Here is a 25,284-nt window from a genome sequence, read left to right as displayed (position 1 = left end):
GATGTCCTCCCGTTTTTCGCCGGCTTCGAACACTACGACGACGCGCTCGCCTCAGCGCGGCTCCTGGACGCGGATCAGGTTGCCCGCGGGGTCCAGGAAGGCGCAGTCCCGGATGCCGTCCCGCTGCTCGATCGGCTCCTGGATCACCTCGGCGCGGGTCTGGAGGCGCTCGAAGACGAAGTCGAGGTCGGGGGTGGCGAGCAGGAGCCCGGGGTCCTCGCCCACCGGGTGCAGCACCACCGCGACACCGGCCTGGCCCGCGGGCCCGACGGTGAGCCGGCGCGTCCTGCCCCGGCCCACGTCACCGCGCACCTCGAAGCCCAGCAGGTCCCGGTAGAAGGCCAGGGCGGCCTCCGGGTCGTGGTGCGGGAGGAAGCTCGCCCGAATGCGGATGTCCATGTCCGTCACGCTAGCCACGGGCCCCGGCCAGCGCTTCTCGAATCCTGACCGGTCTCAGCGCACCAGGCCCGCGATGTGCGCCGTGACCGTGTCGAGGATGTCCTCCCAGGCGGCCGCGTCGCCGAGGACGAGGTAGTTCAGCGTGAGGCCGTCGGTCATGGCCGCGAGATAGCGGGCCAGCACGGAGACGGGCACCTTCAGCTCCAGATCCATGCCCCGGCGGAGCTGCTCGATCAGCTCGGCGTACGCCTCGCCGTACAGCTCGTACTGGCGCCTGGCCAGGTGCTCGAACCCGGGCTCGCGCAAGGCGTACTGGGTGAGCTCGTAGGTGAGCATGTGGGCCTCGGGGTGGGCGCGGACGTGGTCCCAGTACGCCCGGAACCCGGCGGCGACGGTCTCCTCCAGGGTGTCCTTGGGACGCAGCGCCTCCTGGACCACGCTCACCGAGTGACCGGTGAGCGTGGTGATCACGGCCTCGACGAGGGCCTGCTTGGAGTCGAAGCAGTAGTGGAAGACGCTGAGGGACACACCGGCCTCGGCGGCGATGGACCGGGTCGTCGTCTTCGCGACGCCGTCCCGGGCCATCGCCCTGATCGCCGCTTCCGTCAGCTGTCTGCGCCGCTCGGCCGACGGCATGCGTGCCATGTGTATCCCCCGCTGTCGAAAGAATCAGCCGCTGTGGACTCCCACCTCGTAGAGCGAGTATCCCCAGTCGGTCCCGCGGCCGAGACCGTGGACCCGGACGTAACGGGCGGGAGTGCCGGTGAACTTGGCGGTGTCCAGGCCGCCGTCCCCGGAGGTGGTCGACCAGACGGTCTGCCAGTTCGTCCCGTCCGTCGACAGCTCGATCCGGTACGACTTCCCGTACGCCCGCTCCCAGTCGAGCGTGACCTTGGAGACCCGGTTCGTGGAGCCCAGGTCGACCTGCCACCACTGGTCGTCGCTCCAGTCACCGGCCCAGCGGCTGGAGTCGTCCCCGTCCACGGCCCGGCCCGGCTGGTAGCTGGTGAACGGGTTGGACTCCCACGAACTGGCCGTCGCTGTCCTGCCGTTGGCGAGATTCACGGACGCCTGGTGCTGCTCGGCGGCGCCCCAGGTGTCGAGGTAGGACTCGGCGCCCCGGAAGAGGTCGTCGACCACGCCCTGCCCGCCGACGAGCCGGATGTCCTCGATCCAGTCGGGGATCATGCCGACGTGGGCGGCCCCGTCGGTGTTGAGGTCGAAGGTGCGCTGCCCGGACGTCTGCTTGTCGATGACCGAGCCGCCGTCGACGCTCTTGAAGGGGTACGTCACCTTGTTCGCGGCGTTGGCTCCGCGCGGTGCGGGGTGGTCTCCGATGCCGTTGAAGTCGGTGCCGTAGCCGTAGCCCACGCCGTACTTGTCGCGCAGCGCGTCGGTGCGCCTGGCCTCCGCGGCGAACCCCTCCGAGCCGTGCATGTACTGGGCGACGAAACCGCCGAGGGCATAGACCCGCTCGGTCCAGTTGAGGTCCATCCAGCTGTGCGAGGACAGCACGCCCGGGTAGTTCGCGGCCTCGAAGATGTCGAGAACCTGGCCGGTGGCCTTGACGCTCATGTGGTCGATCTCGAGCATCATCTTGCGTTTCATCATGCCGCGCACCGCGTACTCGCCGAGATCGGTGAGCCCGCGGACGTTGCACTGCGCGGCCTTGTCGTACTCCGGGACCTCGGTGCCGGCCGGCAGGTCGTCCTCCGCCGCCGAGGCGGCCGTACCGATGGGGTTGTCGTGCTGCGGGCCCTTGCAGGTCTCGGTCTTCCAGAAGGTGCCGGTGGACAGGAACTGCCCGACGTTGATGGCGGTTCCGAGGCCGCCCTCGTCGAAGCGGACACCGCACAGGGCGTTGTCGAACTTGTGGCACAGGAACATCGAGCGCACGCCAAGGCCGTACAGCTCGTCCAGCCCCTTGTCGATGTCCGCCTTGCTGCACTGCCCGATGTCGAGGATCTGCTTGCAGCCGAACGGCTCTGAGGTCTCGACGCCGAGGACGACCGCCAGCTTGCCCTGCTGGATGACCTGCCGTGCCTGCGCGCTGTCGGTGACGATCCGGAACCAGCCCTTGCCGGTGCCGCCGTACATCTTGTCGATGAAGGCCTGGAGGTCGTAGGTCATCTTCGCCTGCAGGCGGATCGAGGTCATCTCGTCACAACTGCGGTCCTTGAAGGGGTAGACCGAGCAGATCATCCCGTTGGTGACGAGGTCGTTGACCAGCACCCGCTGGCCACCGCGCCAGGCCCGCTCCACCCAGGCGTAGTAGTTCGCCTGATGGGTCATCGAGTCGTACGCCGGCCAGTCCTTGAAGGTCGGCCAGCCGGTCGGGTCGTGCTTGCCGTCGCCGCCGTGGGTGATGTAGTCGAAGAGCGCGAGGGAGCCGTCGGGGTAGTGCTCGGGACAGTCCTTGAGCGCGTCGGCGACTCCGGACTCGGAGAACACCTTGCCGCAGATCAGCCGGCCGCCGAAGGCCTCGTTGGACAAGAGGTGGTTGTGGGCGTCGATGAACCCCCGCACCTCTCCCGCCGAGTTGGTCCCGGTGAAGGGCGCTCCGGTGACATTGACCTGGGCGTCGGGGGTGGGCCTGGCCGTCGGAGTCCACCAGTCGGTGGCCGCCGAACTCTGCGTGGGGCCCAGGATCGTGGCCAGCACCAGGAGAAGCAGGGAGGTGATGGTGATGTTCTTGCGTCTGCGGCAGGTGCGTCCGGCCATGGCCCACGTCCCTCGGTCGGCGGGAGGCGCCGTCGACCGAGGGCGTTTTGACTGCCCTTGGATTTGTCATGACCGGCGCAATAGATGCGTCGAGGATCGCGACCCAGCGCGCTCCGAGTCAAGAGTCCGGGACAGTTGACCTGATACCTGGGGTACATCAACCGTTCACGCAGGCCGCTCCGTTGAGGGTGAAAGCGGCCGGCGCGGTGTTCGTGGCGCCCTTGCTGCCGATGAAGCCAAGGGTGACCGAGCCCCCGGCCGGGATGGTGTTGGTGTAGGAGGCGGGCGTCACGGTCACCGAGCCACCGCTCTGCGCGGGCGTCCCGCCCCACATGGTGGAGACGGTCTGCCCGTCGGCGAAGACGAAGCCGAGCTTCCAGCCGCTGAGCGAGGCGGTGCCGGTGTTGCGGATGACGATCTCGCCCTGGAAACCGCCCTGCCACTCGCCGACCACGCGGTAGCCGACGGAGCAGCTCCCGGCGGGCGTGGTGGCGGTGATGAGGCTCACCGTCGCCGAACGGGCCGACCTGTTGCCGGCCGCGTCGCGGGCGTACACGGCGAAGGAGTACGCCGTGTTGGCGGTCAGGCCGGTCACGGTCACCGAGTTCGCCGTCGCGGACGCGACCTTCGTCTCGGTACCGCCGCCGACCCGGACGACGTCGTACCCGGCGACGCCAACGTTGTCAGTGGACGCCGTCCAGGTCAGGTGGGCGGAGGTCGCGGTCACCGCGGAGGCGGTCGGGGCACCCGGGGCGGTAGGGGCCTGGGTGTCACTGGAACCCCCACCGAAGACGGTGGCTTCCTTCGCGGTCTGCGCGATGCCGTTGGCGCCGTGGAAGATGCGCTGACCCCATGACGTCATCTGCGCCGGGTCGAAGTTGAGCACGAGGTCGAGGATCGGATCGGTGTTGCCGCTCCAGGACCAGGCCAGGTACCCGATGTCGAGCTGCTCGGCGGTGGCCATCATGGTGTCCTCGTCAGGATCGCCCCACTGGTCGGCGGGGCCGCCGAACTCCCCGATCACGATGGGCAGTTTGGCGCTCACGAAGGCGTTCAGATAGTCGGTGACCTCGGCCGCGGTGTCGAAGACGCTGTACATGTGGATCGAGAAGAGCAGGTTGCCGGTGGTGTCGGCGGCGTAGACCGACTGGGCGTTGGTGCGCATGACCTGCTGCCAGTCCTGGCCCCAGTTGGGCGCGTCCACCATGATCGTGTGCTCGAAGCCGGCGCCCCGCAGTTTCTGGATCGCGGCGACGGTCGGGGCGGTCCAGCCGGCCGGGTCGGTGTTGCCCCAGGGCTCGTTGCCGATATTGATGATGATGTAGTTCTCCTGGCCGACGAGCACACTCTTCAGGCCGATCCAGTAGTCGGCGGCCTGGTCGAGGGTGCCGGCGGCGCTGTCCTCGCCGTATCCGGTGGTGTCGTGCACCTCCAGGACGCAGATGAGCTTGTTGGCCTTGCACTGCGCGACAACGTTGGCCACGTCCGAGGCGCTGTTGGCGGTCCAGCGGTGGCCGTCCGCGAGGACCACGCGGACGGTGTTGGCGCCCTGCGCCTTGATGTCGGCCAGCGACCCCGACTCGTCGGGGTACCAGGTGTGGGCGTGGTTGACGCCACGCATGACGAAGTCGTTGCCGTTGCCCTCGACCAGCCGGCCGTTGCTGATGTGCAGACCGGTGGCCTGGGTGCCGGGCTCCTGGGCGGCCTGGGCCGTGCCGGGACACAGGACGCCGAGCAGCACCAGCCCGACGAGGGCGGTCAGCCGGGCCAGAAGGGTACTTAAGGGGCTCTTTCTTGTTCGTCTCACTGCGGCTCCAGAGGTGGGTGAGGGGCCGAACAGGGCATGGGAGCGCTCCCATGGAAGCCGCCATGCCAAGTACACGTCAAGACAGCTGACGGAAATGGGCCGTGCTCCTGGCCAACTCGGCGGGAGCGGCGCTCACATAGGCTTCCGAGCCACGACCACCGCACCCGGGAGACACGTTGACCACGCGCCCCCTCGACCCCGACTCCGCCAACGCCGAGGCCTGGCACGCCTACGGCGACCACCATCTGCGACACGGCACCGTGCTTCCGGAGCTGGAGCGGTTTGACTGGGGTTTGCGCGGCACCGGCCCGGGCGCCGAGATCCTCGGTGAGCTCGCCGGGCGGCGGGTGCTGGACCTCGGCTGCGGCCCGGGCCGGCACGCCGCGCACCTTGTCCGGGCGTACGGCGCCCAGGTGGACGCGGTCGACTCCTCCCCCACCCAGCACGAACGCGCCCACGCCCGCTACGACGCCCTGCCCGGCCTGCGCCTGATCAGGGCTGACGCCGTCGAGCACCTCGGCACGGCGGAGCCGTACGACGTCGTCTACTCCGTCAACGCGGTGCCGTACCTCGATCCCCGCCGGCTGCTGCCCGCCCTCGCCACGGCACTCAGGCCCGGCGGGACGCTGTGCTTCACCGTGCTGCACACCAACTCGCGCGGCGACGGACCCTCCTCCGTCGTCGAGTCCCGGCCCGAGATTTTGCGGCTCGCCGGGGGCGGGGAGGCGACCGTGCGGATGTGGGTGCTGACCCCGGAGCTCTGGACGGACCTGCTCGGCGAGTACGGCCTGCGGGTCGAGGGCGTCGATGTCCTCGACACGCCTGAGGAGGGCAACCGTGCCTCGTACCGGCTCTTCCGGGTGACCCGGCCGGTCCGGGTCTCCTCCCGCGAGCGCAGCGCCCGCGGCCCCGTACCGCACGCGGCGATCGGCGTCGGCGCCATCCTGTACGGGCGCCGGGGACTGCTTCTCGGCCGGCACCGGCGCGGCACCTGGGAGCTGCCCGGCGGCACGGTGGAGCCCGGGGAGTCTCTGGCGGAGACGGTCGTGCGGGAACTGCGCGAGGAGACCGGGATCGAGGCCCGCCCGGCCGACGTCCGGCTTCTGGGCACGCTCCTCGACGATGTCGCCGGCGTGGTGCGGATGACCGTGGCGGCCCAGGTCACGGCGTGGCGGGGCGAGCCGTCGGACCAGCCGGACGAACGCGTCGGCGACTGGCGCTGGTTCCCTCTGGACCGGCTCCCGGAAAACCTCTTCGTGTGCAGCGCCCAGGGCCTGACCGCCTGGCGCCCGGACCTGCCGATCGACCACACTCCGGCCCACTTCACGCCGTTCGCCGGCTAGGAGGGGAGCGCCTCAGGGTGCCCGCGGTGGCGGTGGGCGGGGCCTGCCGGACCTGCCGGGCGCGGCCAGGCCTGCCGGGCGCGGCCGGACCTGCCGGGCGCGGCCGGGAGACAACCGTCTCCCGGCCGCACCGGCAGTCAGAGGCGCTCGGCCGGTGTCACAGCAGTTGTCTGTTCAGAGCGTCGGCCTCCTCGGGCGTGAGCGCGTAGTTCCAGGCTTGGACGTGACTGACGGCGCCGGGCACGAAGTCGGTGGCCACGCCGTCGTACTGGCCCCGGCCGACGGTGAAGGGACCCGAGGAGCCCCAGGAGACGGCACCGGTGGTGGTGGCGGCGAGGGCGCCGTTGACGTACAGCCTGGCCGTCCGGGTGGTGGCGTCGTAGGTGCCGACGAGATTCGTCCAGGTGCCCGCGGTGACACCTGAGGCGTAGGCGTTCCAGAACCCGGCGTCGGCGGTGTCGCTCTTGCTGAGGCTGAACGACCAGCCGGAGGTGCCGCCGCCGGCGTTGTACTGGAGCATGAAGGGGCTGGTCTGGCTGCCGTCCTGGGCGGCGATGGTGGCGTTGTGGGCGGGCAGGGAGGACAGCTTGACCCACGCGGAGACGGAGTAGCTGTGGCTGGTGTCCAGCGCGCTGCTCCCGGATGCGGCGCAGCCGCTGGTCCCGTCGAGGCTCAGCACCTCCCCGCGGGTCGTGTCGTTGGTCCAGGTGGCGCCTCCGCTCAGGGTCAGCGGATTGTTGCCCACCGTGGCGTCGGGCATCGCGTAGGCGGTGTCGGTGGGCGCGGTGTCGTTGGCGAAGGTGTAGCCGTCGCCGTCGTCCAGGTTCCAGCTGTGGTGCGGTGAGTCGTACACGCCGACAATGGCCCCGAAGCCCGCCGACTTGGGGTTGAGGTGGTCCCAGCTGTCCGCGCCGGGCGCGAGCTTCTCCTCACCGTTCGTGGTGTCGATCATGGACAGGGTCGTGTCGATGTCGGTGACGAAGACGGGCGGGGTGTCCCACCACCCGCCGAGGTTGTAGCTGCGCAGCCAGTCGTTGACCGCCGAGCGGTACTGGTCGACGGTCGTGGTGCACGGGTCGTTGACCGGGGACGTCGTCGAGGTGCCGCCGCCGGTGTAGCCGTCGCAGGGGGTGAGCGTGCTCACCGTCGTGCCGATCCCCCAGCCGGAGAGCTGCTGGACGAGGGCGGTGTAGCCGTTGGTCTCCAGGTCGACGTCGGTGCGTCCGCCTTCCAGCACGTCTTCGAGTCCTTCGTAGACGACGACGCTGTTCACTCCCGGCTGGTCGAGTACGTCACGGTCTATACGGGACAGGAGTGAGGGGCCGGACGCGGGGAAGGCGCCGTCGGCGTAGTCGCTCATGACCTGGTTCGCGGAGATGCTCTCGGTGATCTCGCCGAAGGCCTGGTCGGTGGAGGCGTCGGCGCGTTGCAGCACGTCGTCGATCTGAGTGCCGCTCGGCAAGGACTCGGGGCGCGAGGTGTCGAACTCGCCGTCCCCGATGATGGCGCGCGTGGGAGCGCCGGCGGTCGTGACGTCGACATCGGTGAGCAGGTGCGTGATCGGCGTCCCTTCCCACTTGGAGCTGGTGAACGGGACCCCCGTGGTGTCGGTGGTCTTGTCGCCGGTGCCGGGGTCGGCCAGATACTCCAGGCCGGTGTTGGCAGCGCTGTGCCAGACGATCGCGCTGACCGAGTTCGTCAGGTAGTACGAGACGAGCAGAAATCTGTTGCGGGTCACGGGGAAGGGCAGCGGATCGCTGTAGATCATGCCGCCGGCGGGCACGGTGACGCTCTGGCTGCCCGAGAAGGTCAGCGAGGTCGGGGTGCCTGCGGGAACCGAGGAGGGCTCGGCGGGATCGGGAGCGGTGTCGGACGACGTGGCGACGGTGGCGTGTCCGAGGGTCAACTTCGAGGAACCCAGCGCGTTGTCCAGCTTGATGCGCACGGTGCTGCCGGACACGGAGGGACGCAGCGCGACCCGGAAGGTCTGGTTGCCGAACGGTCCCATCCCGCCGTCCTCGCCCTCGCTGGGGCTGCCCCAGGCGCCGGTCCATGTCTGGCCGCTCGGTGCGGCCACATTGGTGCCGTTGGACTCCGTCGTACGTACGGTGGTGTTGCGTGTGGCCAGGGAGAAGACGTGCAGCGAGGGCGTGTGGTTGCCGATCTTGTTGCCGACGTCGGGCAGGGTGACCGACGCGATGGTCCTGGACGGGTCCAGGGGGACGGAGAACGCGTACAGCCGCCGCTTGCTGGCGGTCTGGCCGCTCGCGTTGTTGCGGTGCGGAAGGATCACCGCGGCGATCGAGTCGTCGGTGACGGTCCAGCCGGGCACCGTCAGGGCGTACGAAGTGGACGTGCCGTCGGTGTAGTTGACCGTGCCGGTGGCCGCGCACGGCCCGTCGGGCGTGGTGCCGGTGAAGCAGTAGGTACCGGTCACGGAGCTCCCGGCGGGCACATACGGCGCGGTCGCCTGGCCGTTGACGGCGCCGGGGTCGGTGAAGTTGGAGTACGAGGACGAGGCCAGGAACTCCAGCGCGTTGCCGGAACCGCTGTAGGTGACGGTCTGATTGGCGGCCAGCACGTTGTCCTTCTGCCCGGATCCGAAGGCGGGCAGCGCGAACGTGGCGCCGTCGATGGTGACCTTGCCGCCCGAGGTCCAGCCGACGTTGTTCAGGTCGGTGGCGGAGTAACTGCTGCCGGTGCCGTCCATGTCGGCCTGCGACGGCGTGGCGTCGGCGCTGATGCCGGTGTTGTTGTAACAGGCGGTCAGGCTCGCGCAGGTGGTGGCGGTGTGACCGGTGGCCAGGAAGCGGTACGGGTGGGTGGCGGAGAAGTCGCCGGCCGCGTCGATGGCGTACACGTACAGGGTGTGCGGGCCGGGGGCGTACGGAGTGACGGTCACCTTCGCCGCGTTGCTGATGGCCGGGACGGTCTGGGAGGCCAAGGGGCTGACGGTGGGGTCGAGACCGACGTCGAGCGAGTAGACGAACTTCGTGGCGCCGGCGCCGCCGCTGGTCGCCACGTCGAACGTGCCCGCGGTACCCGCCACCGCACCGACCCCACCCCCGTTGTCGGTGTCGGGGTAGAGGCTGTTCTCCGAGGTGACGGTCGGCTCGTCGGGGGCGGTGGGCTGGGCGACGAAGTGGCAGATCGAGGAGTAGGTGGTGGTGTCCTCCCCGTCGGTGACCTTGGCCTGCCAGTCGACGATCTTGCCGTTGGTCAGGGCGCTGGTGAAGCTCGCGGGCAAAGAGGCGGTGGCGTAGCTGCCGCTGGCCAGGTTGTCGCCGCTGAGCACGGTGGCCTTGGTGGTGGAGCCGTCCACCCAGTACTGGAAGGTGGCCTGCAGCTTGTCGCCGTCGCCGTCGCTGATCTTGGCCTTGAGCACCGGCGGGGTGGAGGCGATGGTCTTGCCCATGTACGGGTACGGGGCGGTGGTGTCGCAACCCGCCGAGTGCGCGCCGGAGACCGCGGACATGGTGCTGACGGCCGGTGTGTTCGGGATCGTGTTGTAGAAGATCTCCAGGCTGGGATTGTCGGCGAAGCGGGAGAAGCCGGACGCGTTGTGGGCGTCCTCGGCCGAGTCCTCCTTGAGCGTGACGGCGAAGGTGGAGGAGCGCCCGAGGGCGTCGGCCTTGATGGGGGTGAGCACGTTCAGCCCGTGCGTGACATCACCGTTGGAGGGGCAGTAAGTGGGGTTCCAGGCACGGGCGTACGACGCCGAGGTGGAGTAGCTGTTGAAGCCGGGCCGGTTCGACCAGTCGGTGCCCTTGCCGAAGCCGCCGGACCAGTGCAGGTTGACGGTGTAGCTGCTGGAGCAGGAGGCGGAGTAGACCTCGGTGGCGTTCACGGTCGCGGTGTTGATGTGTGCCCCGTACAGGGTGGAGGACAACTTCCACTGGTACAGGGCGTGTTCCAGGCCGGCCGCGCAGTCGCCCTCCGACCAGCCGTTGTAGCCCACACCGAGCCGGCCCGAGTCGGACAGCGCGTCGGTCTTGTCGTAGAACGAGGTGTTGGGGCAGCCCTGCTTGATCTCGTCGAAGTGGGGCGCGGCCGGGTCGTACGGATGCCAGTTGAACGTCGGATCCACGTACAGCGGGAACACCGTCCCACGGCCCGTCAGCAACCGCGTGTCCGGTGTCAGGGTGAGCGACCTGGCGGAGGTCTTCAGCCCGACCGGGGCCAGGCGGGCGGCGAGCCCCGGGTGGCCGGCGTCCGAGGCGTCGGCCGCGACCTTGGCGCCCGGCGTCACACGGGTCGAGTGTGCGGGTCGCAGGATGGTGTTGGAGTCCCACATCTGCGCGGCCGGGGCGTCCATCACGTCGCGGCCGTGGGTGTCCAGCAGGCTCAACCCGCCGTCCGGGGCACGACGCAGTCCGCCCCCGGTGACCGTGGTGCCCAGTCTCAGGGCTTTCACCGAGGGATCGTCGGCCGCCGCCCTGTTCTTGACCACCAGGGTGTCGGTGAAGCCGCCGGCCGCGGTCGCCGCCACCACCAGGTCCACGCCGGGCAGCGCGTCACGGTAGGTGGCTGTCGCGCCCTTCACGACCGGGGCGGGCAGCCGCCGGGGCCACGCGACGGACACGGTCGCGCGCCCGTAACCGGTGCTGACGAGAGGCGCGTTGCCACCCGCGGAGAACGAGACGCTGCCGTACGCGGTCGCGGTCGGGGCCAGGCGCCCGCTCGCGGCGGGCTGCAGCCGCAGGTCGATCGGCACCCAGCGGCCGTGCTGCCTGGTGCGCACCGGCTTGGGGTTGCTGTCCAGCTCGAAGCCGCCCTGAGGGAGCGCTCTCACCTGCTGCACCGGAGTGGTCAGGGCGGTGACCGTGACCTTGGTCCCGGAGCTCCGCGCGGTGGCGCCGGCTCGCTCCATGGCCCGGCGCTCCGCCGGGGTGGGACCGAACCCGTCCGGGAGCTCAGGCAGGTTTGGGTCCCTCGCGGGATGACTGGCTCGCGCCGTTTGCGTCCTGCCTGAGGAGATCGGGGCCGAGGAGTCGCCGACCCGTCCCTGACCGGCGGTGAGCGCTTGCGCGGGCGCGACCCCGACCGCCAGGGCCAACGCCACCAGGCCGGTCAGCGCGGCCCGTCTCGCGCGCCATGACCCGTGACGGCCGCCGCGCATGCGGTGAAGGTGCATGAAGGATCCTTTGCTCGCTGCTCCCGGGTGACAGCAGACGAACGTAGGAAGTGCGGCGCCTTCCGGCCAGATGAGATGAGGCAGGATTTGAGCGACCTTGCCAGGAATCCTGCCCATATTCGATCACATAACTTTCGCAAAGATATGCCCACGAACTGGTTCTCGCGGACCGGCCGCCGGTGCCGCCGGGATACGTTCCCGCTCGTTTCGAACACAGCGGCAGCACAGTCAACTTGTGGGGGGCGCGACCGTGGCGGTCACCGGAGCGAGCGCAAGTCGGGCCATGAGACCCGGAGTCGGGAAGCGGTTCAGGAGCGGCCGGATCACGGCGCGCTGGCCCGTGGTGCTCGTGCTCGCCCTCCTGGCACCGGCGTTTCCGGGCACCGGTCCCGCCGCGACCGCCGCCACCCTTCGCCACGCCCCGACTCCCGTGCACAGCAAGCCCATTGCCGTCCACGAGGTGCGCTCGCACTACCGCGCCCCCCGTCGGATGCCTGCCTACAGGACCCCGCACGTCGGCTGGCCCACCGGAACCGCGTCCCTCACCGTTCCGCGGGCGGCCGGCAGGACCGCGAGCGCCGGCTCCCTGCCTGTCAGGATCGGACGCGCCGACCACAGCGGGGCCCCGGACCGGCTGCGCGTACAGCTGCTTCCGCACCGGTCCGCCACCGCCGCGGGCGTCCACGGAGTGCTCCTGAACCTCACCGGTACGCCGTCCACCGGTGCAACGGCGCGACCGGCGGGCGGCAAGGTCACGGTGAGCCTGGACTACTCCGCGTACGCGGGAGCCTTCGGCGGTGACTACGCCTCCCGCCTGCACCTGGTGCGGCTGCCCGCCTGTGCCCTCACCACACCCGACGTCCGTTCGTGCCGCACCCAGACGCCACTGGTCTCCCGCAACGACACCCGCGACCACACCCTGCACGCCGACGTGCCCCTGCCCGGCACGCAGTCGTCAGGCCCACGGCAGACCGCCGTGTCCGGCACCGAGTCGGCCATGCTGCAGACCGCGAGCACGGCGGTGGTCGCGGCGACCTCGGACAGCGGTGGCGGAGGCGGTGACTTCTCGGCCACCTCCCTGAGCCCGTCCGGTTCGTGGCAGGCGGGCGGCAGCTCCGACGCCTTCGAGTGGTCGTATCCGATGTCCGTCCCCGGCGTTCCCGGCGGGATGGCGCCGAAGCTCGGGCTGAGCTACAACTCCCAGGCCGTCGACGGCCTCATCTCCTCCACCAACAACCAGGCGTCCGTCGTCGGCGATGGTTTCGGCCTCCCGGCCAGCTTCGTCGAGCGGTCGTACAAGTCCTGCAACGAGAACCCGGCGGGCACCACCAGGACCCGGGACTACTGCTGGTCGGACGACAACCAGCTGACGCTCTCCCTCAACGGCCAGACGTCCACGCTCGTCAAGGACGACAAGACGGGCACATACCACCCGCTGAGCGACTCCGACGAGAAGGTCGAATACCTCACCGGCGCCGCCAACGGCGCCCAGAACGGCGAGTACTTCCGGGTCACCACCGACGACGGCACGCAGTACACCTTCGGCCTCGACGAACTGCCGGGCTGGGCCTCGGGCAACACGAAGACCAACTCCGTACTCACCGAGCCCGTCTACGCCACCGCGTCGGGCCAGCCGTGCTACAACGCGACCTTCTCCAGCTCCTGGTGCCAGCAGGCGTACCGCTGGAACCTGGACTACGTGAAGGACACACACGGTGACGTGATGTCCTCCTTCTACACGGTCGACACCGCCTACTACGCCCGCGACCTCGGCACCACCGCGAACACCCCGTACAGCAGGGACTCCCGCCTCGCCCGCATCCAGTACGGCCAGCGCGACGGCTCCGTCTATTCGACCAGCCCCGTCGCACAGATCACCTTCAGCTACAACGGCCGCTGCAAGACGTCCGCCACGGGCTGCGCGACCTCCACGCTGTCCTCCTCGACGGCCGCGGACTGGCCGGACATCCCCTACGACCTGAACTGCTCCAACGGCTCCTCCTGCAACGTCAACTCGCCCACCTTCTGGTCCGAGTACGAGCTGAGCACGGTGCAGACCCAGGAGCTGTCCGGCACCACCGAGACCAACGTCGACAAGTGGGACCTCACATACTCCTTCCCGGCGACAGGCGACTCGACCTCACCCGCACTGTGGCTGTCCACCCTGGTGCACACCGGCCAGGACACCACCGGCGGCGGTTCCACCGCACCGATCGCCATGAAGCCCGTCACCTTCTCCGGCACCCCGCTGTCGAACCGGGTGAACGTCACCAACGGCTACGCGCCCATCACGCGCCACCGGCTCACCACGATCACCACCGAGACCGGCGCGATCATCAACGTCAACTACTCGGCGCCCGACTGCGCTTCCGGCACACCGTCCGACCCGAGCACCAACACCAAACGGTGCTTCCCGCAGTACTGGACGCCCACCGGGCAGACCAGCCCGATCATGGACTGGTTCAACAAGTTCATCGTCACCGGCGTCACCCAGCAGGACCCCACCGGCGGCGGTGTCAACGACACCGTCTCCACCCACTACGCGCCGATCGGCGGCGGTGCCTGGCACTACGACACCAACCCGCTGACGAAGTCCTCGCAGCGCACCTGGAACCAGTGGCGCGGCTACCAGGGCATGACGGTCACCACGGGTACCGCTCCCGATCCGGTCACGCAGACCGACACCACCTTCTTCCGCGGCATGGACGGCGACACCCTGCCCGGCGGCGCGACCCGCTCGGTGAGCATCACGGACTCCCGCGGCGACACCCCGGTCAAGGACTCCAACCAGTTCGCCGGCCAGACGTACGAGTCGATCACGTACAACGGCAGCGGCAGCGGCAAGGTGGTCAGCGACGCCGTCACCACCCCGTGGACGTCGGCCGCCACCGCCCTCCACGCGGTCTCCGGGCTGCCCGACCAGCAGGCGTTCCTGACCGGCGCCGCGGACAGCAAGGTCTACACCCCGCTCACCGCCGGCGGCACCCAGGTGACCGAGACCGCCTTCACCCATGACGCGTACGGTCGCGTCACCAGGACCGACGACCGCGGCGACGTCTCCACCACGGCCGACGACCTGTGCACGACGACCAGTTACGCGGACAACACGGCAAAGTGGATCCTGGACACCGCCGACGAGGTCCGCACGGTGTCCGTCGACTGCGACACCACGCCGACCCTGCCGAAGGACGCCGTCTCCGACACCCTGACCTTCTACGACCTCTCCACCACCCTGGGGGCGGCCCCGAGCGTCGGTGACCCCACCTCGACGCAGAAGGCCACCTCCTACACCGGTTCCACCCCCGTCTACACGACGATGGCCAGCAGCACCGTCGACCAGTACGGGCGCCCCGTCACCTCGACCGACGCCGACAAGCGCACGGTCCGCACCACCTACGCCCCGACGACCGGTGCCGAACCGACCTCCATCACCGAGACCGACCCACTCGGCTACGCCACCGTCAGGACCTACGACCAGCTGCGCAACCTCCCGCTGTCGGTGACCGACCCGGCCGGCTACAAGGCCTCCGGTACTTTCGACGCGCTGGGCCGCCTCACCCAGGTCTTCAACCCCGGCATCACGTCGCCGGTCACCAAGTACGTCTACACACTGAGCAACACCGCCCCGTCGACGATCACCACCCAGTCGCTCAACGACGACGGCACCTACCGCAGCGCGACCATGCTCTACGACGCGCTGTTGCGGGTGCGGGAGACCCAGACCCCCACGCCCGACGGCAGCCGGGAGGTCAGCGACACCGTCTACAACACCATCGGCCAGGTGGCCAAGACGGCCGGCCCGTACAACGCCAGCGGCGCCCCGGACAGCACCCTGGTCCAGGCGCAGGACGGCCAGATCCCCTCGGAGACCGGCTACACCTACGACGGAGCCGGCCGCAGGACGGCCGCCACCGCCTACAAGCTCGGGTCCGAGACCTGGCACACGAACACCGTCTACGGCGGCAACTTCACCACCACCATCCCGCCGTCCGGCGCCACGGCCCAGAGCCTGCTGACCGACGCCCGCGGCCGTGTCACACACCTGTACGAGTACCACACCGGTGCGGCCGCCGATCCGGTGAACGACACCGCCTCGGACTACTCGGACACGAAGTACACCTACTACCCGGACGGGAACCAGGCCTCGGAGACCGACGCCGCCGGCAACACCTGGTCCTGGAAGTATGACCTGCTCGGCCGGCGGATTTCCGCCTCCGACCCCGACAGCGGCACGGGCACCACGGCCTACGACGACGGCGGACTGGTGCTCAACACCACCGACGTGCGCGGGAAACAGGTCTCGTACAGCTACGACGGCGACGGACGCAAGACCGGCGCGTACGACACCACCGGAGGCGTCGCCCAGTCGACCGCGAACCAGATCGGCGCGTGGACGTACGACACCCTCAAGAAGGGCATGCCCACCGCCAGTACCTCCTACCAGATGGGCACCGGCAGCCCCTCGGCCACCACAACGGCCCTGGCGTACAACTCGCTGGGCAAGGTCGCCGCGGAGAAGACCACCCTGGCCAACCTGCCGGCCGACGAGGCGGCGCTGGCCCCAGCGGCCGGGTACACCACCAGCTACACGTACAGGCCGACCGGGGCACCGGCCACCGAGTCCGATCCAGCCGAAGGCGGTCTGCCGGCCGAGACGCTCACCACCGGCTACGACGCCCTCGGTGAACCGACCAGCCTCAGCAGCAGCGGCACCAATGCCTGGACCTACGTGAGCGCCATCGGCTACTCCGAGTCCGGCCAGCTGCTGCAGTACACCTTCGGCCCGTCCACCAACTGGGTCGCCCTCTCCCTCGGTTACGACGAGCAGACGGGCGCGCTGACGGATGCGCAGACCACGGACTCCACCAGCAGCACCGTGGTGGACCACGCCCGCTACACCTGGGGCGACACACGCATCTCCAAGGGCGCGGGTCTGCTCACCGCGGTCAGCGACGCACAGGACGGCGGAGCCGTCACCGACACCCAGTGCTACACCTACGACTACGCCGACCGGCTGAGCAGCGCCTGGACCGCCACCGACGGCTGCGCCGCCGTCCCCACCGCAGGCGCGAGCAGCACCGTCGGCGGCCCTGACCCGTACTGGCAGAGCTGGACCTACACCGCCGACGGTCTGCGCAGGACACAGACCGACCACGCCACCACCGGCACCACCGCCGACGACACCACGACCACCTACAACTACCCGCCCGCCGGTTCGTCGACCGACCAGCCGCACACCCTCACCAGCACCACCGCCACCGGCCCCGGCGCCGCCGCCAACACCGCCTCGTACACGTACGACACGGCGGGCGACACCCAGACCATCAGCGGCGGGGCGGCCGGGAAGCAGGACCTCACCTTCAACGACCAGGGCAAGCTCGCCACCGACACCGCCAGCAGCGGCACGACCAGCTATCTGTACGACGCGGCCGGCGGTCTCCTCCTGCGCACCGACCCCGGCAAGGCCACGCTGTTCATCGCGAACGCCCAGATCGTCGAGGACACGGCGACCCACACCCTCTCGGGCACCCGCTATTACTCGGTCGCCGGCCACACCATCGCGCAGCGCTCCAGCTCGGGCGACATCCAGTACCTCATCCCGAACCGGCAGGGGACCGACACCCTCGCCGTCGACTACCAGACCCAGTCCGTCACCCGCCGCCAGTACCTGCCCTTCGGCCAGACTCGCGGCGGCTCCGCGAGCACTTTCCCGAACGGCACGGGCTTCGTGGGAGGCACCCCGGACCCGGCGACCTCGCTGGTCAACCTCGGGGCCCGGGAGTACGACCCGTATACCGGCCGGTTCCTGTCGGACGACCCGGTGTTCGAGTCCATGGACACGAACGAGCTGCCCGGCTACGACTACGCGGGCAACGACCCCGTGACCCTGTCCGACCCGACCGGCGAGGACAACTGGTGGGCCGACCCCACCATGAATGTGCCGGTCACGCCGGACGCTCCGCCGATCTCGCAGAGCCTCGCCGACGAGCAGGGCTTCGGCGGCCTGTGCAACGCGCACAACTGCTCGAACTATCACCCGCATCCCGTCTTCATCTCGCCCCACTTCGGCTTCAGCGCGAACACCCCGAACATCAAGCAGCTGGCCGCTGCGTTCGCGAAGGAACTGAAGACGCACTACGACAAGATGTTCGACCCCCGTGCGGCGACGTACAAAATGCCCGACAAGATGCTCGCCTACGGCACCGAGGTCGGCACCTGGGACGACGTGTGCAAGGGGAAACCGGGCCTGTGCTCCAAGTCGTTCGCCGATGAGGTGAGCGGGCTGCACGCTGCACTCGACAAACAGGCCAAGGCGAATGAACGCGGCACCATGTGCATGTTCTTCGGCGAGTGCCACTGGTGGAAGGTGACGGCGGCCGGTGCCATCTACTTCCGCACGATGCGTGCCGGGGCGGACGGAAAGCCGATGCTGGGCAACTCCGGACGCACCCTGGGAGGCCGGACAGCGGACTATGAGGACAATCTGGACGAGGACGGGAACATCGTCGTCGAAGGAGACACGCCCCCGGGTCTCTCGACCACCCAGGATAATCTGGCGAAGATGCACCCTTCGAGACGGCCGAACTGGCTCCCGGGCGGTCAGTCCAAGGATCCGCTCTGGGCCATCAAGGGCAATGTGCTCTCCTCGCGCGGGCTGGCCGCGCGGCCGGAACGCGGAAACAGGTTCCACGTCATGCTCGGGCCGGACGAGAACGGCGTGTCACCCGACGACTACAACGGCCGGATCCAGTCCACCCAGGGCGACTGGATGGCCGTCGACGCCGAGTCCATGGAGGAGTTCCAGGGGTTCCTGGCGGAAGTCGAAGGCATGGAAGAGTAGCGGCGCCGGGCAGACCGCCCGGTCGGACCCATTGGTGGTGAGGACTTGGTATGGAGACTGGAGGACGGCATGGAGCTCAAGGATGTGCTGGCCGACTGGCTCGACGATGACGTCGCGGCGTTCCGGCTCGGTGTCTTTCTGGGCGTCTTCCCGCGTGACCAGAAGTTCTCCTCGGTGAAGCGGATGTTCTGGATCGACGGATATCCCCTGGGAGACATGCTGTTGGAGATTCTTGACCGCATGGCGCAGGCCGGAGTTCTCCTCAAGGACGAGGACGACGCCCGGTACAAGTGGAACCCGGCGCCCATCGACCTGTCCTGAGGCCGGCCGACAAAGCACCGGAGCTGCAACCCCCTCGCAACCTTTCCCGTGCTGCACTCGACGACCATGGACGACGATTCCGCACGTGCCGGGTACGACGAAGTGCCGCGAGTCGAGCTGACGCCCGCGGCGGCTGAGCTGCTGCGGCGGTTGCGGGAGACGCACGGGCCGCTGATGTTCCATCAGTCGGGCGGCTGCTGCGACGGCAGTGCGCCGATGTGCTTCCCGGCGGGCGAGTTCCGCACCGGCGGCTCGGACGTGCTGCTCGCCGAGCTCGACGTGGCAGGGGTCGGGGAACCGGTGACCTTCTGGATGTCGAGGAGCCAGTACGAGGTGTGGGCCCACACCCGGCTGATCGTCGATGTCGTCGAGGGCCGGGGCAGCGGGTTCTCTCTTGAGGCACCCGAGGGGGTGCGTTTCCTCGTCCGTTCGCGTGTGGTCGGCGCCGAGTAGCCCCTCGGGTCGCCGTCGTCTGGTGCACTTCCTCTGAGTTCTGGGACAGTTGACAAGACCTCAGGGAGAGCTGTGACGCACCGTCAAAGACGTTTGGGCGCAGGCAGATCGGTACTCACGTTTCTCGCGGCACTCGGCACGCTGGCCGGTGCGGCCCTGGTGGGAGCGGCACCGGCCGGCGCCGCGCCGGGGTGGACCCAGCTCGCGACGGGCGTGCACTACGAGCAGTTCGACGTCTCCGCGGCCGCAGGAGTGGCCCACGCCCATGTGATCCGCGTGGACCTGAGCGATCCGCGGGTGCGGGTGGAGCTGCTGTACCCGGGGGCGGTGGCCGCGCGGGCCACGGTGTCCCGGCTGGCCACCGCGCAGGGCGCCCTCGCGGGGGTGAACGGCGACTTCTTCAACATCTCGGAGAGCCAGCACCCCGGCGTCGAGGCCACCGGCGCGAGCGTGGGCCCGGCGATCGGGCAGGGCCGCGCGCTGAAGGCGGCGGTGCCGAACGGCCAGCGTTTCGGGCCGGCGCTGCCGCCCGGCACCAGCACCAAGGACGTGTTCGGTGTGGGCACCGACCGCCTGGCCCGCCTCGACGCCCTGGCGCTCGACGGGTCGGCGCGCACACCCGAGGGGCAACTGCCGCTGCGCGGGCTGAACCAGTACGCGCTGCCCGTCGGTTCGGTCGGGGCCTTCACCTCGGACTGGGGCAGCGCGTCCCGGGTGCGGGCGACGTGCGGGACGGACCGGGACCGGGCCGCCCCGTGCAGCGAGGACACCCAGGAGGTCACGGTCCGCAACGGGCAGGTCGTCGCCACGGCCGACACCCCGGGCAGCGGGCCGATCGCCGACGGCACCACCGTGCTCGTGGGCCGGGAGGCGGGCGCGCAACAACTGCGGAAGCTCTCGGTCGGCTCGGCGGTGACGGTGCAGCACCGACTGGTCGCGGCCTCGGCGGGGACCCCGTACCGCTTCGCACTCGGCGGCTACCCGGTGCTCGACGGCGGCCGCCCGCTGCCCGGCCTCGACGACACGACCTCGGCCGTGCGCACGGCGGTGGGCATCGCGGACGGCGGACGGCGGCTGTATCTTCTCGCGCTGGACGGCGCGCCGGACTATCGCGGCGGGCTGACGATCGCCGAAGTCGCGGACGCCATGCGGACGTTGGGCTCGGTGGACGCCTTCAGCCTGGACGGGGGCGGGTCCACGACGATGGCCGCCCGAAAGCCGGGCGCCGGTGCTGTCAGCGTCCTCAACCACCCGTCGGGCGGCGCCGAGCGGCCCGTGGCGAACGGCATCGGGGTCTTCTCGACGACCTGACGCGGCGCCGGTCAGGGGCGCAGACCGCTGACGATGTCCGCCGTCGCCGCGACGGTGCTGTGAATGGTGGGCGCGAGGCCCGTACTGGCCAGGTAGAAGCCGAGCAGCGCGCACACCAGCGCGTGGGAGACCTTGAGTCCGCCGCTGCGCACGAAGATCACCGCCAGGATCAGCAACAGCACCAGTACAGAAAGGGAAATCGCCATGACCGGTCTCCTCCGCCACGCCGACGAGTCCGTTTCGCGGCGTTGGGCCGCAAGTGTGGCGTAGCGAAGGGTTCGTCCGGGCGGCTGAGGTGTCCTCCGAACGAGTGGTGTTCAGGCCCGCTCGAAGGCGCCTAGCGGTGGGCGTCCAGGAAGGCCTCCAGGCCCGCCAGGTCATCGGTGTTGAAGTAGTCGACACCGGCGGCAAGGAGTTCGGTCCACAGCGCGTCCCGAGCAGGGCCGGCCAAGTCCGGGGTGGCCCAGAACCGCACCTTCTGCCCGTGCGCGTGGGCCTGCTGGACGAGGTTCCGCAGCTTCAGCCGCTCGGCGTCGGGGAAGGGGCCCTCGCCGAGCCAGGTGAAGTTGAGCGTCCAGTTGTCGCTGATCAGCGGGATCAGGGAGGCGGGCGCCGAGGTGCCGAGGTCGGCGAGCCGGCCGTCGTAGAAGGCCCGCCGGACGCTCTGCGCCTCCATGGGAATGCGGGCGGCCCGGTCGCCGGAGATGACGGCGGTCACAGGTCCCGGAATGACCTTGCCGTGCACGTACGTCGTGAACAGGTGCCGGTAGCGGCGCAGATGACGGTCGAGTTCGAGGTAGGTCGAGGAGCCCTCGGTCTTGATGTCGACGAGCAGTTGGAGGGGCCGGCGGTGACCGCGGTACACGGAACCGCGGTTGGCCTTGACGATCCTGGCCAGCGGGTCGAGGTAGAGGGACTCCAGGGTGCGCGTCGGGTCGAGGTCGTCCGGGGTGTGACCGACGAGGAGCTGGTCGCCGACGAGGAAGATGTCGGCCTCGACGCTGCCGAAACGGTGGTCGAGGGCGTCGAGGAGGGGGCGCGGATGCTCGTAGTCGTTGTGGGCGTGGGCCCGCCACAACGGACGGGGCCGGTGCCGGTGGCCGTCGGCCCATGCGCCGGCCACGGGCGGGGCGAGGGTCGCCGCGGCCGTGGCGCCGAGGGTGGTGAGGGCTCTGCGGCGGGTGATGAGGGCCATGTTCTGCCTCCCTGTGGGGCGGGTCGCAACCACAGGGAGTATGGGGCCCTTCGGCCGTCAAGGGACCTGTACGTGCCAGGAGTTGGCCGGACTGCCGCCGCCCGTTCACTCCTTCCGTGCAGGCGCACGGAAAAGCCCGCCCCAGGTGGGGCGGGCTTCGCCGGCGTTCACCGGGTGACGCTCAGGGCGCCTGGAGGTCGACGAGTTCGGCCAACCGGGCGCGATGGGTCCCCGCTGTGCCGTAGGCGATCGAGTCGGCCTTGGCCCGCTTGAGGTACAGATGGACCGGGTGCTCCCACGTCATGCCGATCCCCGCGTGCAGCTGGAGCGCCTCCTCGGCGGCGTGCACGGCGACGGACGCCGCGTAGGCCTGCGCGACGGCGACCGCCACGTCGGTGTCCTCACCCGTGGCCAGCGCGTCGGCGGCGTTGCGGGCGGCGGCGCGGAGGTTGACGACCTCCAGCCACAGCTGGGCGAGCCGGTGCTTGAGCGCCTGGAAGCCGCCGACGGGCCGGTTGAACTGCTTGCGCTCCTTGAGGTAGCGCACGGTCTCGGTCAACGTCCACTCGGCGAGGCCGAGTTGCTCGGAGGCGAGCAGTCCGGCGCCGGCCCGCAGTGCCCGGTGCACGGCGACTTCGGCATCGCCCAGCAGGCGGCCCTGCGCCCCGTCGAGGGTGACGGTCGCGAGCGGGCGGGTCAGGTCGAAGGTGACCTGCGGGGTGACGGTCGCGGCGGAGGCGTCCACCGCGTACAGACCGCCGTCGTCCGCGGGCACGAGCAGCACGTCGGCCGCCCGCGCGTCCGCGATCGCGGTCAACTCCCCGTGCAGGGCCCCGCCTTCGTGGCGTACGACCTTGTAGGCGCCGCCGGGAGCGACGTTCAGGGCGACGGCGAGGGCGCCGATCCTCCGCCCGGACGCGAGCTCGGCGAGGAGGCCGTCGGCGTCGCAGGCGAGCAGGGCCTCGGTGGCGACGACCGCACTGGTGAGGTAGGGCACGGGAGCGACCGCGCGGCCCAACTCCTCCAGGACGACGGCGACTTCGCGGTGCGAGGCACCCTGGCCGCCCTTGTCCTCCGGGACCAGGAGCCCCGCGAGGCCCATGCCGTCGGCGAGGGCCTTCCAGGCCGCGAGGTCGTGCGGGGTGTCCGACTCGGTGCGGGCGATCACGCCCGGCGCGTCGCAGTGGTCGGCGAGCAGGTCCCGCACGGCGGCCCGCAGCGCCTCTTCCTCCTCCGAGTACAGCAGGTCCGTCATCGAGCGAGGTCCTTCCAGGCGACGTCCTTGTCGGTGCGCGGCTCGGCCGGCAGGCCCAGGACGCGCTCGGCGACGATGTTCAGCAGGACCTCGCTGGTCCCGCCCTCGATGCTGTTGCCCTTGGAGCGCAGGTAGCGGTAACCGGCGTCACGGCCGGTGAAGTCCACCAGTTCGGGGCGGCGCAGGGTCCAGTCGTCGTACAACAGGCCCTCCTCTCCGCGCAGTTCGACCTCCAGGCCGCTGATCTCCTGGTTGAGGCGGGCGAAGGCGAGCTTCATGCCGGCGCCCTCGGGACCGGGCTGTCCGGCGACGAGCTGCTGGCGCAGTCGCTCGGCGGTGAGCCGGGCGACCTCGGAGTCGACCCAGAGCTTCAGCAGCCGCTGGTGCAGGTCCTGGGTGCGCAGTTCGGGGCGCTCGCGCCAGGTCTTGGAGACCGGGCCGATCATGCCGCCCTCGCGGGGCAGCCGCATACCGCCGATGGCGACGCGTTCGTTGTTCAGCGTGGTCTGCGCGACCCGCCAGCCGTCGCCGACCTCGCCGAGGCGGCGGGAGTCGGGGATGCGGACGTCGGTGAGGAAGACCTCGTTGAACTCGGCCTCGCCGGTGATCTGCCGCAGCGGGCGGACGTCGACGCCGGGGTCGGTCATGTCGCAGATGAAGTAGGTGATGCCCGCGTGCTTGGGCACGTCCGGGTCGGTGCGGGCGATGAGGATGGCCCAGCGGGAGTTGTGGGCGCCGGACGTCCACACCTTCTGCCCGTTGACCACCCAGCTGTCGCCCTCGCGCACGGCCCGGGTGCCGAGCGCGGCGAGGTCGGATCCGGCGCCGGGCTCGCTGAACAGCTGGCACCAGATCTCCTCCCCCACCCACAGGGGCCGCAGATAGCGCTGCTTCTGCTCCTCGGTGCCGTACTTGAGGATCGTCGGCGCGGCCATGCCGAGGCCGATGCCGTTGCGCCGGGGGTCGTTGTCGGGGGCGCCCGCGGCCTCCAGCTCGGCGTCCACGACGGCCTGGAGGGAGCGGGGCGCGTTCAGGCCGCCGAGACCCTCCGGATAGTGCACCCAGGCGAGCCCCGCGTCGAAGCGGGCCTTGAGGAAGTCGATCCGGTCCGTGGTCGCGGGCGGGTGTGCGGCCAGCAATTCGGCCGTGCGGCGCCCCAGTTCTGCTGCGTCGGTCATGCCTGTGCTCCCGTGGGTACGACGGCGATGCGGCCCGTGGTCACCCCGTCACCGAGGCGCTGCACGGCGTCCGCGGCCCCGGCCAGCGGCACCCGCTCGCTCACCAGCGGCTTGATGGCACCCCGGGCGGCCAGTTCGGTGAGCTGTTCGTGGCAGTGCTGGACCAGCTTGGGGTTCTTGGTGTTGTACAGGCCCCAGTGCAGGCCCAGGATCGCGTAGTTCTTCACCAGGGCGTGGTTGAGCGACGGGCTGGGGATCGTGCCGCTCGCGAAGCCGACCACGACGATCCGGCCCTCGAAGGCGACGACCTTGGTCGACTGCGTGTAGGCCTCGCCGCCCACGGGGTCGTAGATCACGTCGGCGCCCCGGCCGCCGGTGGCCTCCTTGACGGCGCCGATGACGTCCTCGCTCCGCCGGTCGACCACCACGTCACAGCCCAGCTCCCGGGCCACGGCGGCCTTGTCGGCACCGCCGACGACACCGATGACGGTGGCTCCGGCCGCCTTGCCGAGCTGCACGGCCGCGCTGCCGACCCCTCCGGCGGCAGCGTGGACGAGCAGCGTCTCACCGGCTTCCAGGCGGGCCCGGCGGTGCAGACCGAACCAGCCCGTCTGGTAGCCGATGTGCAGCGCGGCGGCCTCGGCGTCGTCCAGCGAGTCCGGTGCGGACAGCAGAGCGGAGGCGTCCGCGACGGCGTACTCGGCGAAACCGCCGTGCGGCAGCGCGGGGTTGGCGATCACGCGCCGACCGTCCTCGGTCTCGCCGCAGATCTCCACGCCCGGCGTGAAGGGCAGCGGCGGGCGGACCTGGTAGTGGCCGCGGCACATCAGCACGTCCGGGAAGTTGATGTTCGCGGCGCGCACCTTCAGCAGGACCTGGCCGTCGCCGGGCACGGGCCGCGCCACGTCCGCGAGGCGCATCACCTCGCTCGGCTCACCGTTCTCGTGCACTTGCCAAGCCTGCATGGGGGGGCCTCCACGGGACTGCGTCGTCATGCCGGGGTCTGACCGGAGTCCTCCGCATACTAAGCGGTCGCTTGCCGATCAGGGAACAGTCGGCCGGGGAAAGTGTCGGCATCCACACGTGCCGCGGCCACCGCACGGCCGACCGCCGGCTGATCGTGGATCGAGGGGATGTCGAGGGGGCCGGGTCGGAACTGCTCGGCGACGCCCTGCGTTGCACGATCGCATCCGTCGTCGTGCCCACGGTCGGCGTGATCCTGGGCGACCGCCCGCACGGCGGGGCCTCCCGGCTCGATCAGGCACCGCCGGTGCAGAGCCGGTCGCAGGTGATCGCCGCCGACGCGCCACCGGCGCGTCCTGTCGC

Annotated in this window: 15 protein-coding genes; 5 read left to right on the top strand and 10 right to left on the bottom strand. The window is 70.2% G+C overall.

What is annotated here, in order from left to right; translation table 11 throughout:
* Positions 1-51: 51 nt before the first annotated feature.
* The 4 genes from ACGFWE_RS21500 to ACGFWE_RS21485 form a co-directional block, all read right to left on the bottom strand.
* Entirely contained in the window at positions 52-399 is a 348-nt protein-coding gene (locus ACGFWE_RS21500) for a VOC family protein (RefSeq protein WP_352386884.1), read from the bottom strand.
* A 54-nt stretch (positions 400-453) separates the two neighbouring features.
* Positions 454-1,044 carry a TetR/AcrR family transcriptional regulator gene (locus ACGFWE_RS21495; protein ID WP_352386886.1) on the bottom strand — a complete coding sequence of 197 codons (591 nt, stop codon included), beginning with the start codon at positions 1,042-1,044 and terminating at the stop codon, positions 454-456.
* Positions 1,045-1,068: 24 nt separating this feature from the next.
* The gene (locus ACGFWE_RS21490) at positions 1,069-3,120 is read right to left on the bottom strand and encodes a discoidin domain-containing protein (protein ID WP_393600966.1); all 2,052 of its coding nucleotides are present in this window, start codon (positions 3,118-3,120) and stop codon (positions 1,069-1,071) included.
* A 157-nt stretch (positions 3,121-3,277) separates the two neighbouring features.
* Positions 3,278-4,927: a cellulase family glycosylhydrolase gene (locus tag ACGFWE_RS21485; RefSeq protein ID WP_393600964.1), complete on the bottom strand. Its 1,650-nt coding sequence runs from the start codon at positions 4,925-4,927 to the stop codon at positions 3,278-3,280.
* A 176-nt stretch (positions 4,928-5,103) separates the two neighbouring features.
* Here ACGFWE_RS21485 and ACGFWE_RS21480 point away from each other — a divergent pair, with 176 nt between their 5' ends.
* Positions 5,104-6,270 carry an NUDIX domain-containing protein gene (locus ACGFWE_RS21480; RefSeq protein WP_393600962.1) on the top strand — a complete coding sequence of 389 codons (1,167 nt, stop codon included), beginning with the start codon at positions 5,104-5,106 and terminating at the stop codon, positions 6,268-6,270.
* 157 nt (positions 6,271-6,427) lie between these two features.
* On the opposite strand, the gene ACGFWE_RS21475 is transcribed toward ACGFWE_RS21480, so the two are convergent.
* On the bottom strand, positions 6,428-11,140 hold the full coding sequence (locus ACGFWE_RS21475; RefSeq protein ID WP_393600960.1) for a LamG-like jellyroll fold domain-containing protein: 4,713 nt from the start codon (positions 11,138-11,140) through the stop codon (positions 6,428-6,430).
* A gap of 547 nt (positions 11,141-11,687) precedes the next feature.
* Between ACGFWE_RS21475 and ACGFWE_RS21470 the strand changes: the two genes are divergently transcribed.
* The 4 genes from ACGFWE_RS21470 to ACGFWE_RS21455 all read left to right on the top strand — a co-directional run bounded on the left by ACGFWE_RS21470 (position 11,688) and on the right by ACGFWE_RS21455 (position 20,330).
* On the top strand, positions 11,688-18,245 hold the full coding sequence (locus ACGFWE_RS21470) for an RHS repeat-associated core domain-containing protein (protein ID WP_393600958.1): 6,558 nt from the start codon (positions 11,688-11,690) through the stop codon (positions 18,243-18,245).
* A gap of 69 nt (positions 18,246-18,314) precedes the next feature.
* The gene (locus tag ACGFWE_RS21465; RefSeq protein WP_352386897.1) at positions 18,315-18,566 is read left to right on the top strand and encodes a hypothetical protein; all 252 of its coding nucleotides are present in this window, start codon (positions 18,315-18,317) and stop codon (positions 18,564-18,566) included.
* Positions 18,567-18,632: 66 nt separating this feature from the next.
* Entirely contained in the window at positions 18,633-19,019 is a 387-nt protein-coding gene (locus tag ACGFWE_RS21460; protein WP_352386898.1) for a DUF779 domain-containing protein, read from the top strand.
* Between the two features lie 72 nt (positions 19,020-19,091).
* Positions 19,092-20,330, top strand: a complete 1,239-nt coding sequence (locus ACGFWE_RS21455; RefSeq protein ID WP_393600955.1) for a phosphodiester glycosidase family protein — start codon at positions 19,092-19,094, stop codon at positions 20,328-20,330.
* A gap of 11 nt (positions 20,331-20,341) precedes the next feature.
* Here ACGFWE_RS21455 and ACGFWE_RS21450 read toward each other — a convergent pair whose 3' ends face one another.
* From ACGFWE_RS21450 to ACGFWE_RS21430, 5 genes are all read right to left on the bottom strand, one after another.
* Positions 20,342-20,536 carry a hypothetical protein gene (locus ACGFWE_RS21450; RefSeq protein ID WP_352386902.1) on the bottom strand — a complete coding sequence of 65 codons (195 nt, stop codon included), beginning with the start codon at positions 20,534-20,536 and terminating at the stop codon, positions 20,342-20,344.
* 131 nt (positions 20,537-20,667) lie between these two features.
* Complete coding sequence (locus ACGFWE_RS21445) at positions 20,668-21,525, bottom strand: phosphatidylinositol-specific phospholipase C/glycerophosphodiester phosphodiesterase family protein (RefSeq protein WP_393600953.1); 858 nt, start codon at positions 21,523-21,525, stop codon at positions 20,668-20,670.
* A gap of 181 nt (positions 21,526-21,706) precedes the next feature.
* Positions 21,707-22,780 (bottom strand): acyl-CoA dehydrogenase family protein, encoded by a 1,074-nt coding sequence (locus tag ACGFWE_RS21440; protein ID WP_393600951.1) that lies wholly within the window; start codon positions 22,778-22,780, stop codon positions 21,707-21,709.
* On the bottom strand, positions 22,777-23,958 hold the full coding sequence (locus tag ACGFWE_RS21435; protein WP_393600949.1) for an acyl-CoA dehydrogenase family protein: 1,182 nt from the start codon (positions 23,956-23,958) through the stop codon (positions 22,777-22,779). Before ACGFWE_RS21435 ends, ACGFWE_RS21440 begins: the two co-directional genes overlap by 4 nt.
* On the bottom strand, positions 23,955-24,923 hold the full coding sequence (locus tag ACGFWE_RS21430) for an NADPH:quinone oxidoreductase family protein (RefSeq protein WP_393600947.1): 969 nt from the start codon (positions 24,921-24,923) through the stop codon (positions 23,955-23,957). The genes ACGFWE_RS21435 and ACGFWE_RS21430 overlap by 4 nt, the downstream gene beginning before the upstream one ends.
* Positions 24,924-25,284: the final 361 nt, after the last annotated feature.

The organism is Streptomyces sp. NPDC048523 (assembly GCF_043199815.1).
Taxonomy (GTDB): domain Bacteria; phylum Actinomycetota; class Actinomycetes; order Streptomycetales; family Streptomycetaceae; genus Streptomyces.
Note: the sequence above shows the minus strand (reverse complement) of the source record. Positions and strands in the feature narration are given on the sequence as shown.